Genomic DNA, 14,333 nt, shown 5'->3' with positions numbered 1-14,333 from the left:
GTTCGCCAGCCTCCCCAACGTCTTCAGGGGCCGCAGTCTGCCACTAAAACACTTCGAGCAGTACTCGCTCGGTTACGGAAACGGAAAGCAGCCAAAGGTTTCGTGCAGAACTACGCGAGCAGAGGGCAAGGGGGACACGGGAAGTTGGCGGAAAAAATGGCCAACAAGCGGTACGGGAGCGTCCAATTCGGTCAGCTGCACGTGCATCTGCCCTTGCATCTGATGTGCGCTTCCGAAACCATGGTCTCGCGCCACCGCTGCATCGCAACGACCGCTGAGCAACGACCGCGAATTCCCGGGAGTGCCTCGCATGGGGACGAATGGATCGACCATGCTCGAGCCGTTACGGCAGGGCCTTCCGCCGCTCGATCCCGCGGCCGTGTCCAGCGCCGCATCGTGCGCCCTGCCCGCCCGCCTCGAAGCGGTGCGCGAGGCAAGGGTGTTCACCCGCAAGACCCTCGACCAGTGGTCGATAGGCGAGCGCTTCGACGATGTCTGTCTGGTGGTCTCCGAACTCGTCACCAACGCCCTGCGCCACGCGCTGCCGGCCGGTGCGCCCCGGAACCCGGAGCAGGCCCCGCCCGTGCGGCTGCACCTGATGCGCTGGACCGAGCGACTGGTGTGCGCGGTGCGGGACCCCAGCCACGACAGCCCGGTCGCGTGCGACTCGGAGGACTTCGCGGCGGAGTCGGGCCGCGGCCTGTTCCTCGTCGACTCCTTCAGCGACGGATGGGGCTGGCACCCGCTGGCCGGCACCCTGCACGGCAAGGTGGTCTGGGCACTGTTCCGGCTGCCCCCCACCTCGTGACGGATCGCGGCGCCTTCTGGCGCCGCGATTCTACGCGCGTTACGGCCCGCAATACGAGATTCATCCCCGGATGTCCCGGGGATCAGCCCACGATCAGGTGGTCGAACTCGCCGTCCTTGATGCCCAGCAGCATGGCCTCGATCTCCGCTCGGGTGTACACGAGCGCGGGACCGTCCGGGAAGCGGGAGTTGCGTACGGCGACATCACCGCCGGGGAGCCGGGCGAACTCCACGCAGGATCCCTGCGAGTTGCTGTGCCGGCTCTTCTGCCAGGCCACCCCGTGCAACTGCGCGGCGGCCATGCCGTTGTACACGCCGGACGCGTCGGCAACGTCGTACACGTCGTACACGTCGTGGTCCACAGGTCGCTCCCCGGTGGTGCACTGGCTGGTGAGGCCATAGATGCAATGGTCAACTGACCCGGATCATAACCCTGTTCACGTGCAGATGCGCGAGCAGATGCACGTGCACGCGGGGTGTTCCTCCGGTTACAGCTTTGACGACCGCTTTACCGAAGGCGGCTCTGCACGTGATGTCGAACGCGGTACGAGGCGCAAGGAGCACCGACAGCAGAACGAGTGCCTTGTCAAAGTCGTTCCAGCGTCTGCCCCGAAGCCCGCAGGACATGCGTCCGCCACCCCCCGTCCATGATCCGCCGTGCCGTCGGCTGCGCGGGGTCGTCCGGATCGAACCCCTCGTGCACTAGGAACAGACGCGTGCCGCGCCCTTCCTGTTCCAGGGTCCGGATAAGTGTCCGGTCCGCGGAATCGTCCGGATCCGCGTCGGTCCGGCGGAGGCGGAGCGTCCGCCCGGCGTCGTGCGGCAGCGGACGGGCAGCGTGCGGGGCACCGGGCGCCCCCGGCGGCCGGGGCCTGGGGGGCTCTCGGGTACCCCTGGTAACTTGCCGATGTCCTTCCGGTCCGCGCGGACCGGCCGGCTACTGCTTGGGAGCGTCCAGTGACTTCGGCGACTACGACGGTGCGGATCGCGGCCGCGGCCGCGGGCCTGGCGGGCGTGTTCGCGCTGACCGCGTGCAGCGGCGGCGGCTCCGACGACGGCTCCTCCGCCACGCCGAGCACGTCCGCGACCTCCGCCACGGCCACCGGCGGCGGCTCGGACGGCTCCGGCGGTACGGCGTCGTCGACGAAGGCGTCCGGCCTCCAGGGCAGCTGGCTCGCGACCACCGACGGCAAGGCGGTGGCCCTGGTCGTCACCGGCACCAAGGCGGGGCTCTTCGCGACCGGCGGCACGGTGTGCAGCGGCACCGCGGGCGAGGAGGCGGGGATGCGCATGATCCACCTCACGTGCTCCGGGGACGCGGCGAAGGACCGTACGACCGGCATGGTCGACTCGCTGGGCAAGTCCTCGATGACGGTGACCTGGTCGGGCGGCAAGATCGGCAAGGAGACGTACACCAAGGCGCAGGGCGGCAAGCTGCCGGCCGGCCTGGCGACGGCCACCACCGGGTCCTGACCGGGGCGGCGCCGGAACAGCGTCTCGTTCCCGGCGCGCGCGGCGAGGGGTGGGGCGCGCGAAGGGGCGTCCCGCGCCGGCGTGATGATGGTCGGACACGCCACGACGTCAGCAGGGACACATTCATGCGCGCCATTCCGCTCACCGTCGCCGCGCTCGCCGCGGCCCTCGTTCTCACCGGCTGCGACAGTGGCGGCGGCGGGAGCAAGAGCCACGGTTCCGGGTGCGAACTCGACACGGTCGGCCTCCAGGTCGGGCCCGCGAGTGCCGCGCCGGCCGCCGGGGACACCGGCGAGGTGACGGTCTCGCTCACCAACCAGAGCGCCAAGTGCACCCTGGACGGCTTCCCCTCCGTCACCCTGATCGCCGGCGGCACGTCCGCCAAGATGTCCTCGCAGCAGGGCGCCAAGGCGCAGAAGCTCACGCTGGCCAAGGGCGAGTCGGCCACCTTCACCATCTCGTACGTGCGCGGCAAGGACGGCGACAGCGCCGCGCTCCAGGCCAAGAGCATGAAGATCGGGCTGCCCGGCAGCACGGACACCCGCACCTACCCGTGGACGTACGGCCCCGTCGCCGGCAAGGGCGGCGCGACCACCCCGAACGCCTCGGTCAGCGCCTTCACCCAGGCGGGCGACTGACGCGGGAGATCGGCCGGAGACCGGCGGGAGCCGAGGCCGGAGCGCGGCGGCCGCCGGGGGGCACGGCGGCAGTGACGACGGGTCCGTCAGCCGCCCTGGCCCAGGTGCGCCTGCTCCCCCGGTCCAGGCGCGTCAGCTCCCCTGGTCCAGGCGGCGCCGGGACCTCACCTGAGCCCGGTCGGCCGCCCGGGCCCCCTCCGTCCAGCCCGCCTCGTCCGTCACCCCGCGCAGCCGTGTGGTGGTCGTCTCCGGGAACATCCGGTCCAGCCGGTCCGTGACGGCCACCTCGCGGGTGGCCAGGACGGGCAGCAGATCGCCGGGCACCTGGGTCCGCGCGGCGACGGCCAGGCGGTCGCCGACCCGGTGGGCGTAGGCGGCGAGGAAGGACTGCCGGAAGGTCTTCGTACGCTTGCGTCCGCCCGCGCGCTGCGCGGCCTCCGCCGTGGTCATCGCGTGCTCGGACTGCACGAGGAGCGAGGCGTGGAGCAGCTCGACCACCTCCAGGTCGGCCTCGAAGCCGACGACGGTGGCGAAGCCGAAGGGCTCGTTCCACACCGCCCGGCAGTGGTTGGCGTCGGCGACCGCGTTCAGCAGCACCGCCTTGGCCTGCTCGTACGGCGGCTCGACCCCGATGCGGCAGGCGCCGGGCGCGTCCCCGGCCGGTGCCCCGGCGGCGAGCAGCGCGTCGTCGACGCTGTGCCGTGCCATCAGCTCCTGCGCCTTGGCGGTGAGCGCCTCCGCCTCCTCCGGAAAACCGGTCGCCTCGGCCTTGGCGAGCAGCGCGCGAATCCGGGTGAGCATCCGGGACTCCGGCGCGCGCGAGGCCACCGGCTCCTCCAGCGGCTCCAGCGCGGGCAGCCGCAGCAGCAGCCGGTACAGCTCCAGGACCGCGGTGGCGTACGAGAACCGGTCGGCGCGCGGCTCCTGCCCGGCGTCCAGCTCCGCGAGCTGGGCCGCCCAGCGCCGGCCCCGCGACCGGTCGTCGGGCGCCTGCGCGCGGATCGCCTCCGCGAGAAGTCGTACGTGTACGGCGTCCAGCTCGCGGCGCACGAGCCGTACGACGTCGGCGGGCTGCCAGCCGCGCCGCCAGGCCGCCGCGACGAACTCGCGTCCGCGCCGGGCGAGTTCGGTGTCCGCGCCCGGGTCGGCCGCGAGCAGTGAGGCGCCCGTGTCGAGGCCGGTGTCGGAGTCGTCGTAGAGGGCTGCCGCGAAGGCGCGCTCCACCGTGCTGGTCGTACTGCTCACGCGTCGATCGTGTCACGGCGGCGCGGGCCGGGGCGCGTCTCACTCCCCGGAATTGTGCCCCCGCCCTTGGCGGGGCTCCGAGCATGGCGTCATGGTGGACACCTCTCTCTACGCGGCCTTCCTCGTCGCCGCGTTCGCGCTCTGCGTCACACCCGGCCCCGACATGATGTTCATCGTGGCGATGGGCGGTCGGGGCGGCCCTCGCACCGGACTGACCGCCGCCGTCGGGGTGGCCTGCGCGATGTTCGTGCACTCGGTCGCGGCGGCACTCGGTCTGTCGGCGCTGTTCCTCACGCTGCCGACGCTCTATCACGTGCTGCGCTGGGCGGGCGCGGCCTACCTGCTGGTCCTCGCGGTGAAGGCGTTCCGGGACCGGGCCGAGGCCCCGGTCGAGGAGGGCGGGGCGGCAGGGGCCGGGCGGCGGCGCGCCTTCTGGCGGGGCGCCGTCACCAATCTGCTGAACCCCAAGGTGATCCTCTTCAACGTCTCCTTCCTGCCCCAGTTCGTGAACCCGGGCCTCGGGCACGTGCGCGAGCAGTTCCTGCTCCTCGGCCTGACGATCACCGTGATGGGGCTGGCGGTGGACGGCACGGTCGGCCTGCTCTCCGGCCGGCTCGCGGCGCTGCTGCGCCGCAGCCGACGGGTGGCGCGGGGCCTGAACATCTTCAGTGGGACGGTCTTCGCGGGACTGGCGTTACGGCTCGCGGCCGCCCCGAAGTAGCCCCGTGGCCGCGTAGCCGCGTAGCCGCGTAGCTCCGCAGACAGTCACCCGACGAAGGGGTGTCAACCATGGGTTGACACCCCTTGACTGTCAACCTACGGTTGACACATGACGACCGATCCGTCCTTCACGCCATCCCTCCGGCTCGACGACCTGATCGCGGCCATCAAGAAGGTTCACTCCGAACCCCTCGACCAGCTCCAGGACGCGGTGATCGCCGCCGACCATCTCGGCGACGTGGCCGACCATCTGATCGGGCACTTCGTCGACCAGGCCCGCCGCTCCGGCGCGTCCTGGACGGACATCGGCAGGAGCATGGGCGTCACCCGCCAGGCGGCCCAGAAGCGCTTCGTGCCGAAGGAGACCGCCGGAGCCGACCCCGCGCAGAACTTCGGCCGCTACACGACGCGCGCGCGGAGCGTGGTCATGGCCGCGCACGCGCGGGCCGTCGAGGCGGGCGCCGCCGAGGGCCTGCCCGAGCACCTCGTCCTCGGCCTGCTCGCCGAGCCCGAGGCCATCGCCGCGAAGGCGATCCGGGAGCAGGGCGTCTCCCTGGACGCGGTGGCGGAGGCGGCCACCGCCGCGCTCCCGCCGGCCGTGCCCGACGCGCCCGAGCTGGTGCCGTACGGCCCGGACGCCAAGAAGGTCCTGGAGCTGACGTTCCGCGAGGCACTGCGCCTCGGCCACAACTACGTCGGCACCGAACATCTGCTGCTGGCCCTGCTCGAGCACGAGAACGGCGAGGGCGTCCTCAACGGCCTCGGCGTACGCAAGGACGAGACCGAGCGGTTCGTGGCGCGGGTCCTGGCCGTGCTCCAGGACGGGACGCCGGAATCGGGCCGACCCGAAGCGTGAGGGCCTGGACGGAGGGCGGCTGACCGGCGAGCGGCGATGAAAGCGCAAGTCAAAGGCGTTGTCAGTGCCCCCTGCCAGACTCGTACGCATGACCGGTCGGTGGGCGCTCGCTCCGGCCGAGGACGGTGGCGCGGACGTCGCCCCCCTCGGTCCGGACGGGCTGCCCGCCGCACCGGTCACCCGGGAGCCGGACCTCGCCGCGGCGGTGCGCGACCGCCCGGACGTGACGCGATGGGTGTGGCGCTCCACCTCCGAGGTCTATCCCCACCTGCTCGCCGCGGGCGTGCGCGTGGAGCGGTGCTACGACATCGAGGACGCCGAGACCCTTCTGCTCGGCCACGAGGGACGGCACGGCGAACCCCGCTCGGCGGCCGCGGCCCTGGCCCGGCTGCGCGGCGGCCCGGTGCCGCCGGACCCGCCGCAGCGCTCGGCCGAGCCGGGCGCCCAGTCCCCGCTGTTCGAGCCGAGCGGCACGCGCCTGCCGCTCGCCGACCTGCTCACGGTCTACGCCGACCAGCAGCGCCGGCACCAGGCGACCGCGCACCCCGGCCGGATGCGGCTGCTGACCGCCGCCGAGTCGGCGGGGATGCTGGTCGCCGCCGAGATGAACCGCGCGGGCCTGCCCTGGAGCGCCGACGTACACCGCGCGGTGCTGCACGAACTCCTCGGCGAGCGGTACACGGGCGGCGGTGAGCCGACCCGCCTCGCCGAGCTGGCGGACGAGGTGTCGGCGGCCTTCGGGCGCCGGGTGCGGCCCGATCTGCCCGCCGACGTGGTCAAGGCCTTCGCCCAGGCCGGGATCAAGGTCCGCTCGACCCGCCGCTGGGAGCTCCAGTCGGTCGACCATCCCGCGGTCGCACCCCTCGTGGAGTACAAGAAGCTGTACCGCATCTGGGTCGCGCACGGCTGGTCCTGGCTCCAGGACTGGGTGCGCGAGGGCAGGTTCAGGCCGGAGTTCCTCGCGGGCGGCACGGTCACCGGGCGCTGGGTGACCAACGGCGGGGGCGCGCTCCAGATCCCCAAGGTCATCCGCCGCGCCGTGGTCGCCGACCCCGGCTGGCGGCTGGTGGTGGCCGACGCCGACCAGATGGAACCGCGCGTGCTGGCGGCGATCTCCCGCGATCCCGGGCTGATGGAGGTGGCCGGCCGGGAGAGCGACCTCTACCAGTCGGTGTCGGATCGCGCCTTCTCCGGCGACCGCGCCCAGGCCAAGCTCGCCGTGCTCGGGGCGGTCTACGGCCAGACGTCCGGCGACGGCCTGAAGAACCTGGCGGCCCTCAGACGCCGCTTCCCCCGCGCCGTGGCCTACGTCGACGACGCCGCGCGCGCCGGGGAGGAGGGGCGGCTGGTGCGCACCTGGCTGGGCCGGACCTGCCCGCCCGCGGCCGGTTCGGGCGACGGCGGCGAGGAGGCCGGGATCCCGGTCGCCGAGGAGCCCACGGGCTCCCGGCCCACCGGGGACCCCGAAGACCAGCGCTGGGTGCCGGGCTACGCGTCCAGCGACTCCCGCGCCCGGGGCCGTTTCGCGCGCAACTTCGTCGTCCAGGGCAGCGCCGCCGACTGGGCGCTGCTGCTGCTCGCGGGGCTGCGCAGGGCCTGCGCGGGGCTGGCGGCCGAGCTGGTCTTCTTCCAGCACGACGAGGTGATCGTGCACTGCCCGCAGAAGGAGGCCGACACGGTGGTGGCGGCGATCCGGGAGGCGTCGGAGCAGGCGGGGCAGCTGACGTTCGGCGAGACACCGGTGCGGTTCCCGTTCACCACGGCGGTGGTGGAGTGCTACGCCGACGCCAAGTGAGACGCGGGGCCGCCGAGCGGTTCGCGGCGCCGGTCGAGCAGCTCCCCGAGCTCGGCGAGCACGGCCTTCTCGTCGGTGCCGTCCAGCGCGACGAAGGCGGTGCGCCACTGCGCGTACGCCTCCTCGGTCCGGCCCTCGTCGCGCAGCAGCAGGCCGTACTGGTGACGGGCGAGGGCGCCCATGTAGCGGTCGGCGCGGGCGTCGGCGCGGCGCAACAGCTCCGCGCAGGCGTGGCCCGCGCACTCGGTACGGCCCAGCAGGCGCAGGGCGCGGACCAGACCGAGCCGGGTCTGGGACTCGCCGTGCCAGTCGGCCTGGCCGCCGAGGATGCGCAGGCTCTCCTCGAAGTGGCCGAGCGCGGCGGCCGGTTCGCCGAGGGTGAGGTGGGCGTAGCCGATGTTGCAGTGCGCGGAGTGCTGCACGAGGACCGCGCCCAGCCGGTCGCCGATGGCGAGGGAGCGCCGGTGCTGCTCGATGGCGGCCCGCGGGTCGGTGTGCTCGTAGAGGTTGCCGAGGTGGCTGTGGGTGACGGCCTCACCGTAGGGGTCGTCCAGGCTGCGGGAGAGTTCGAGGCTGCGGCGCAGCGCGTCGGCGGACTCCTCGTGCCGGCCGAGCCCTTCGAGCAGCAGCCCGCGGTTGCTGAGGCAGCGCCGCTGTCGTGAGACGACGCCGAGCCGCTGCCAGATCGCCAGGGCCCGGTCGTTGAGGAGCAGGGCGTCGCTCTGGCAGCCGTTCAGGAAGTGCATCCCGGCGAGGTCGCCCAGCGCGTACGCCTCGGCGGCGGAATCGCCGAGGCGCCGGGCGGTGTCGAGCGCGACCCGCCCGAGCACGGCCATCTCGGCGACGCGGCCGGCGCGTTGAAGGGCGGGGAAGAGCAGCCGGAGGAGGACGGAGACGCGGGCGAGGGAACCGGCGGTGCCGCGAGGCCGGGTGTCCGCGCTCTCCGCACCCGCTTCCGGACGGGCGCCCGCGACCTCCCCCGATTCCTCGGCTCCGTGCCGCAGGGCCAGCGCGAGGATGTTCTCCAGCTCGGCGTCGACCCAGGCGAAGGCGGCCTCCGGGGTGGGGAAGGGCGGGACGGCGGCGAGGTACGCCGGGTCCTCGCGGGGCTGGGCGGCGGTCGGCCGACGGCGGTCGTCCCGGTCGAAGCCCGGCTCGACGAGGGCGGTGAGGACGCGATCGCCGACGGCGGCGTACCAGCGGAGCGCGATCAGGGCGGCACGGGTGTCGGGGGCGCGGGTGCCGGGGGCGCGGGTGTCGGCGGCGGCGAGGAGGCCGGGGGCCGTTGCGCGGGTGCCGGGGGCGGCGGCACGGATGCCGGGGGCCGTAGCGGGAGGGTCGGCGTCGGCCGGGTCGGCGGCACCGGGGCCATGGCCGTCGCCCCCGCAGGCCGCCGTGTCCAGTTCGCGGGCGAAGTCGCGGACGAGGTCGTGCGGGGTGTAGCGGCCGTACGCCGTCTCCTGGAGGAGGGCGACGTCGATCAGGCGGTCGAGGGCGGCCTCGGCGTGGAGTTCGTCGACACCGGCCAGCCGGGCGATGAGGGGTGCGCCGTAGTCGGGCAGGTCGAGGCCGCCGATGCGGCACAGGACGCGGGCCGCGTCGCGGTCGGCCCGGCGTTCGGAGGCGGCCAGCGCGTCGTGGGCGACGGCCAGGGACCGGCGGACACTCAGGTCGTCGTACTCGAGATGGTGCAACCTGCTTTCCGTCGCCGCCAGTTGACCCGCGAGGACGTCCGGGGTGAGGGCGCTGCGGGCGGCGAGCCGGGCGGCCACGACCCGCAGCGCGAGCGGGAGCCGACCGGTGAGCCGGACCAGCGGATGACCGGCGTCGAGCCCGGTACGCCCGGAGGCGGCACGCAGCAGGGCCGCGCTGTCCTCGCCGGTCAGCGGCGCGAGCGGGAAGCGGCGGGCGCCGTCGAGCGCGGCGAGCGGGGAACGGCTGGTGACGATCACCGCGCAGCCGGGCCCGGCCGGGAGCAGCGGCCGTATCTGCGCGGCGCTGGCGGCGTCGTCGAGGACCAGCAGGGTGCGGGTCGGCGCGAGAAGGGAACGCAGCAGGGCCGCCGCCGCGTCCGGGTGTTCCGGGATCCGGCGCGGGTCGGCGCCGAGGTCGCGCAGCAGCGCGCGGAGGGCCTGCGCGCTGGTGAGCGGGGTCATGCCGGGGGTGGCACCGAGCAGCCGGACATAGAGCTGCCCATCGGCGAAACGTTCCTTCATGGCGTGTGCGGCATGCAGGGCGAGCGCGCTCTTGCCGACGCCTGCCATGCCGCTGACGACGGCGACGGGGGTGCCGCCGCCGATGTCAGCGGCCCGGCCCCCGCCCCGGCGAGGGTCACCGTCACCGGCCACGGTGCGGAGCAGATCGGCGAGGACGTCGCCGCGGCCGATGAAGTGGGCGGGCGGAGGCGGCAGTTGGGCGGGCCGGGGCGCGACCGAGAGCTCCCCTGCCCCGGCCCCCTCTCCCTGCTCCTGCTCCCGTTCCCGCTCATGCCCCTGCGCCTGCGCCTGCGCCTGCTGCTGGGCCTGCGCCTCGACCTGGGCCTGCGCCTCGACCTGGACCTGGACCTGGGCCTGCACATGCACCTGCGTCTGCCGCGGCCTCCGGCCCTGCGCGGACCCTCCGTCCGCGGGGCGGCCCACGGCCCCCTGGTCATCGCGCAGCACTTCGAGGTGGGCGTCCCGTACCGCGGGCCCCGGCTCGACGCCGAGTTCCTCGATGAGACGGGTGCGCAGGTCGCGGTGGACGGCGAGCGCCTCGGCCTGCCGGCCGGTGCGGTGCAGGGCGAGCATCAGCTGCCGGTGGAAGGCCTCGCGCAGCGGATGCTCGGCGACGAGTTCCGCCAGCTCCGGTACGCAGCGGGCGAGTCGCCCGCCGCCCAGGGCGAGTTCGGCGTCGTAGCGCCATTCGAGGAGGAACAGGCGGGCCTCCTCCAGACGCTGTACGTAGGCGTGGCCGCCGAGTTCGGCGGGCAGCCCGCTGAACGGGGCCCCTCGCCAGAGGGCCAGGGCGGCGCGGCTCGCGCGCAGCACCGCCTCCCACCGCCCGGCGGTGTGCGCGGCCCGCGCCTCGGTGACGTGGTGCTCGAAGACGTGCACGTCCAGCTCGCCGTCGGCGACCCGCAGCAGATAGCCGGGCGGCACGGCGCGCAACCGTTCCGGGTCGTCGAGCAGGCGGCGCAGCCGGGCGACGTGATTGTGCAGGGAGGCGTGCGCGGAGGCGGGCGGCGCACCGCCCCAGAGTGCGTCCTTCAGCGACTCGACGGAGACGACCCGCCCGGCTTCGAGCAGCAGGGCGGCGAGCAGCGCACGGGCCTTGGGGCTGCGAACGGTCCGTACGACGGAACCCGCCCCCGAATCCGTACCCGAACCGGAATCCGCACGCGCACGCGCACCCGCACCCGCCCCCGAATCGGGATCAGCACCCGCCCCCGAATCGGGATCCGTACCCGCGCCCTCCCCCAGGGACGAAGGACCGTACAGAACCGGCGGTCCCAGCAGTCCGAACCGCAGCTCGCGCCGCCGCATCACACCGCCCGTGCCTTTCCGCGCCGCCGCGCGCACCGCGCCTTGCGGGCGGGAGCGCCTCTCCCGGCCCGGCACGCCTCGGTCGGCGCCCAACGCTGGCCACATGTTAGCGATCCGTTGGCGCGATCTGATGTGATCACTTCATCGGAGCCGGCCCGACGGCGCGCGCGGGACGCGCACCTCGGGGGAGTGACGCCGCCGCGGCCGGATCCGTTGTGCGCGAGGGTCCCGGTCGGCGGAGGTGTGCGACCGGGACCCTTCGTCGCGAGGCACGACTCGGTCACGCCACCATCGGCCACCGGATCACGGCCGGCCTCGGACGACCGCCGGCCGTGGGACGACCACCGGACGACGGCCGGCCCTCGGACGACCGCCGCTTCTCGGACAGCCGTCGCCCTCAGATGATCGGCGGCCGCCCCAGCCGCGTGAGCCGCCAGACCGTCCGCCAGCGCATCGGCCGCCGCTCCCCGGCCGGCTCGCGCACCCCCTCGACGAAGCCGCCGAACCAGGCCCGCAGTCCGGCGAACGAGCGGGTGCGCGCGAGCGTGAGCAGGGTCCAGACGGCGAGGTGGACGGGGATCAGCGGCAGCGGCAGCCGTCGGCGGACCAGCCAGACGCGGTTGCGTGCGGTGACCCGGTGGTAGATGGCGTGCCGCGCCGGTGAGGTCTTCGGGTGCCGGAGGAGCAGTTCGGGTGCGTAGAGGATGCGCCAGCCGGCGTCGGCGGCGCGCCAGGCGAGGTCGGTCTCCTCGTGCGCGAAGAAGAAGGCGCCGGGCCAGTCGCCGGTCTCGGCGAGCATCTCCAGACGCAGGGCGTGGCCGCCGCCGAGGAACGAGGTGACGTACCCCCCGCGCATCGGGTCGGAGCCGCCGATCCGGGGCACGTGCCGCTGCTGGGTCTCGCCGTGCTCGTCGGCGATGCGGAAGCCGACGATGCCCAGGCGCGGATCGGCCATGAAGAGGTCGCGGACGCGGCGCAGCACGTCGACGTCGACGAGCAGCCCGTCGTCGTCGAGTTCCACCACGAGGTCGATGTCACCGAACGCGCGCAGGCGGCTGAGGGCGACATTGCGGCCGCCCGGACAGCCGAGGTTGTCGTCGACGTCGATGGCGGTGACCTCACCGGGCAGGGCGAGCCGCGAGGTGAGGTCGGGCAGCGCGCAGCCGTTGCCCACGACGACGATGCGGGCCGGGGCGAGGTCCTGTTTGGCGACGGACTCGAGCAGCGCGTCGACCTCGGCGGGGCGGTTGCCCATGGTCACCACGGCGACGGCGATCCTCGGTTCCACCAACGTCCCTCACCCCATCCGGCCGACGACGGCGTTCCCGTCGTTCACCAAGATGTTGCCCCAAGGGCGGCCGGTGTCCTGACGCCGATGTGGTTTGCGTCGATTTTACGTCGGTTTTCCCGACGCCACGGGGAAGCGGCCGACGTGTACGGCGGGTCACGGCTCCATCCTTCGTTCGGCGTCGAAGATGAACGCGGCCACCGTGGGCGACGGCCTGCGCTCACGAAGCCAGGCGAGGGAGACCGGCGCGGCCGGCAGATCATGGACGGGCACCACCCGGATCCCGGGCGGCACGACCGCGTCGAGGGACTGGAACGACAGGTGCACGGAGTCCGTCCGGGTGAGGACCGTGGACATCGCCCGCAGCGTGGTCATCGGGTGCACCCGCCGGATCGGGACGCCGCCCGGAGTGACGGGCGGCACGATTTTGTCCCAGACGTACGGTGGGAAGGCCCCGGGGCACGCGAAGGCGTCGTAGGCGGCGATGTCCTCGACCGACACCTCGTCGTGGCGGGCGAGAGGATGGTGCGCGGAGACGAGCACCGCCCGTCCGTCGAAGGCCACGGGCCGGCTCGACACGATGTCCGGCTCCAGGAGGCCGAACTCGACGGTCATGAGGTCCGTGCGGCCGTCCCGCAGCGGACGGAACGGATCCATGACGTCGTACGGCACGTACTCGATCTCCTCCTTGCCGTACCCGAGGGCGGTGGCGAGGCCCTCGGCCAGAGTGGAGGGCCCGTGCACACCGAAGCGAATGGGAGAGGTGCTCCTGGGCAGGGCGGCTCGCGGCGGTCTGGGCATCTCAGGTCTCCTCGAAGAACTCGCGATCCGTCATCTGCTCTCCCCCGGCCCTCCGCGGCCTGAGACGTTCAGCCGGTGACGCACTGCACGACGAGACAGGACCAGGTGAAGCCCCCGCCCCCGCTGAAGCCGATGGCGAACTCCCCGGGCGCGAGCAGTCGCCGGTCCCGGACGTCCGCGAGGTTGGCGATCGCGTCGCCGCCACCGAGGTGTCCGGTGCGGCCACCGAGATCGAGGACCTCCGCCTTGAGCACGTCCCGCAGGATCGGCAGGTAGAGGAGGTCGAGCGTCTTGGGACCGAGGCGCGAGAGGGTCGCGAGCCGGATGCGCGGGTCGTCGGGCGCGAGGCCGGCCTCGGCGAGCGCGGTCAGCAGCGTGGCGCGCACCTTCGAGGGCCCGACCTCCGCGAACCGGGCCATCCCGCCGTCCGCGAGGAAGGCCTTCTTGGTGCGTCGTGCGTCGATGGGCACGGAGTGGGTGAGCGGCGCCGGACTGAACTCGTCCCGGCCGCGGTACATGGACTCCAGTTCGGGTGCGGAGCCGAGGGCGTACGACAGGATCCGCAGCCCGGGGCCCGAGCGGCCGACGACGGCCGCGGTGGCGCCGTCCCCGAACACCGCGTCGTAGTCGCCGCGCCACCGGTCGAAGCCGGGCGCGGCGAAGCGGTCCCCCGTGGTGACGAGGGCGTTGCGCACGGACGGGTCCGCCTCCAGCCGTACCGCCGCCGTGTGCAGGGCCATCGCGCCGGCGTGGCACATCTGCTGGACGCCGAAGGCGACGGCGTCCGAGGCGCCGAGCTGGTCGGCGACGTAATGGGCGGGGGACCAGAAGTCGTGGCCCTGGTGATGGATCCAGGCGTGGATGACCAGATCGATCTCCTCGGGCGTCACCCCGGCCCCGGCCAGGGCCCGGTGGGCCGCGCGCACCGCCATCTCCGGACCGGAGGGGCCGTCGGAGACCGGGACCTCGAGGGCCCCGGCCGCCGCGGCGTCGGCGTCGGTCGTCAGCCCGGCGAGCACGGCGGCCTCCGCGGTCTGCCGGTCCGGCGGCAGCCAGGTGGCCACCGCCCGTATCGTGATTTCCTTCCCGAACCGCATTCAGGTCGCCCTTTCGTCGGTGTCCGTCGCCGCGACTTCCGTGAAACAGAGCCCGTCATCGCCCGGGCACGGACACCCGGGCGAACGTG

Annotated in this window: 12 protein-coding genes; 6 read left to right on the top strand and 6 right to left on the bottom strand. The window is 73.8% G+C overall.

All coding sequences use genetic code 11. From position 1 onward, the window contains the following. Positions 1-331: 331 nt before the first annotated feature. On the top strand, positions 332-808 hold the full coding sequence (locus WN71_RS21475; RefSeq protein WP_046589079.1) for an ATP-binding protein: 477 nt from the start codon (positions 332-334) through the stop codon (positions 806-808). 82 nt (positions 809-890) lie between these two features. On the opposite strand, the gene WN71_RS21470 is transcribed toward WN71_RS21475, so the two are convergent. Then, positions 891-1,169, bottom strand: coding sequence for a DUF397 domain-containing protein (locus tag WN71_RS21470; protein ID WP_046589081.1), 279 nt, complete (start codon positions 1,167-1,169; stop codon positions 891-893). A gap of 595 nt (positions 1,170-1,764) precedes the next feature. Between WN71_RS21470 and WN71_RS21465 the strand changes: the two genes are divergently transcribed. Then, positions 1,765-2,280: a hypothetical protein gene (locus WN71_RS21465; RefSeq protein ID WP_240529713.1), complete on the top strand. Its 516-nt coding sequence runs from the start codon at positions 1,765-1,767 to the stop codon at positions 2,278-2,280. A 125-nt stretch (positions 2,281-2,405) separates the two neighbouring features. Then, the gene (locus WN71_RS21460; protein ID WP_046589085.1) at positions 2,406-2,918 is read left to right on the top strand and encodes a DUF4232 domain-containing protein; all 513 of its coding nucleotides are present in this window, start codon (positions 2,406-2,408) and stop codon (positions 2,916-2,918) included. Positions 2,919-3,050: 132 nt separating this feature from the next. On the opposite strand, the gene WN71_RS21455 is transcribed toward WN71_RS21460, so the two are convergent. Next, positions 3,051-4,163, bottom strand: coding sequence for a DUF2786 domain-containing protein (locus tag WN71_RS21455; RefSeq protein ID WP_046589087.1), 1,113 nt, complete (start codon positions 4,161-4,163; stop codon positions 3,051-3,053). 91 nt (positions 4,164-4,254) lie between these two features. Between WN71_RS21455 and WN71_RS21450 the strand changes: the two genes are divergently transcribed. The 3 genes from WN71_RS21450 to WN71_RS21440 all read left to right on the top strand — a co-directional run bounded on the left by WN71_RS21450 (position 4,255) and on the right by WN71_RS21440 (position 7,534). Continuing rightward, positions 4,255-4,884: a LysE family translocator gene (locus WN71_RS21450; protein WP_046589090.1), complete on the top strand. Its 630-nt coding sequence runs from the start codon at positions 4,255-4,257 to the stop codon at positions 4,882-4,884. 108 nt (positions 4,885-4,992) lie between these two features. Beyond that, the gene (locus WN71_RS21445; protein WP_046589092.1) at positions 4,993-5,739 is read left to right on the top strand and encodes a Clp protease N-terminal domain-containing protein; all 747 of its coding nucleotides are present in this window, start codon (positions 4,993-4,995) and stop codon (positions 5,737-5,739) included. Between the two features lie 88 nt (positions 5,740-5,827). Beyond that, positions 5,828-7,534, top strand: coding sequence for a bifunctional 3'-5' exonuclease/DNA polymerase (locus WN71_RS21440; RefSeq protein WP_046589094.1), 1,707 nt, complete (start codon positions 5,828-5,830; stop codon positions 7,532-7,534). Here WN71_RS21440 and WN71_RS21435 read toward each other — a convergent pair. The 4 genes from WN71_RS21435 to WN71_RS21420 form a co-directional block, all read right to left on the bottom strand. Beyond that, the gene (locus tag WN71_RS21435; protein ID WP_046589096.1) at positions 7,516-11,058 is read right to left on the bottom strand and encodes an AfsR/SARP family transcriptional regulator; all 3,543 of its coding nucleotides are present in this window, start codon (positions 11,056-11,058) and stop codon (positions 7,516-7,518) included. The genes WN71_RS21440 and WN71_RS21435 overlap by 19 nt on opposite strands. 397 nt (positions 11,059-11,455) lie before the next feature. After that, positions 11,456-12,349 carry a glycosyltransferase family 2 protein gene (locus WN71_RS21430; protein WP_052743119.1) on the bottom strand — a complete coding sequence of 298 codons (894 nt, stop codon included), beginning with the start codon at positions 12,347-12,349 and terminating at the stop codon, positions 11,456-11,458. 153 nt (positions 12,350-12,502) lie between these two features. After that, positions 12,503-13,147 (bottom strand): LysR substrate-binding domain-containing protein, encoded by a 645-nt coding sequence (locus WN71_RS21425; RefSeq protein WP_046589098.1) that lies wholly within the window; start codon positions 13,145-13,147, stop codon positions 12,503-12,505. A gap of 68 nt (positions 13,148-13,215) precedes the next feature. Further along, positions 13,216-14,211: a ketoacyl-ACP synthase III family protein gene (locus WN71_RS21420; protein WP_240529712.1), complete on the bottom strand. Its 996-nt coding sequence runs from the start codon at positions 14,209-14,211 to the stop codon at positions 13,216-13,218. Positions 14,212-14,333 lie beyond the last annotated feature (122 nt).

It is taken from the genome of Streptomyces mangrovisoli (assembly GCF_000974985.2).
Lineage (GTDB): Bacteria > Actinomycetota > Actinomycetes > Streptomycetales > Streptomycetaceae > Streptomyces > Streptomyces mangrovisoli.
The sequence above is the reverse complement of the archived record's forward strand: the minus strand, read 5'-3'. Positions and strand labels throughout refer to the sequence as shown.

Excerpts from the sequence above, each read along its gene's own strand:
- WN71_RS21475 (WP_046589079.1), top strand. The coding sequence starts at position 332 with ATGCTCGAGCCGTTACGGCAGGGCCTTCCGCCGCTCGATCCCGCGGCC.
- WN71_RS21460 (WP_046589085.1), top strand. The coding sequence starts at position 2,406 with ATGCGCGCCATTCCGCTCACCGTCGCCGCGCTCGCCGCGGCCCTCGTT.
- WN71_RS21450 (WP_046589090.1), top strand. The coding sequence starts at position 4,255 with ATGGTGGACACCTCTCTCTACGCGGCCTTCCTCGTCGCCGCGTTCGCG.
- WN71_RS21445 (WP_046589092.1), top strand. The coding sequence starts at position 4,993 with ATGACGACCGATCCGTCCTTCACGCCATCCCTCCGGCTCGACGACCTG.
- WN71_RS21440 (WP_046589094.1), top strand. The coding sequence starts at position 5,828 with ATGACCGGTCGGTGGGCGCTCGCTCCGGCCGAGGACGGTGGCGCGGAC.
- WN71_RS21435 (WP_046589096.1), bottom strand. The coding sequence starts at position 11,058 with ATGCGGCGGCGCGAGCTGCGGTTCGGACTGCTGGGACCGCCGGTTCTG.
- WN71_RS21425 (WP_046589098.1), bottom strand. The coding sequence starts at position 13,147 with ATGCCCAGACCGCCGCGAGCCGCCCTGCCCAGGAGCACCTCTCCCATT.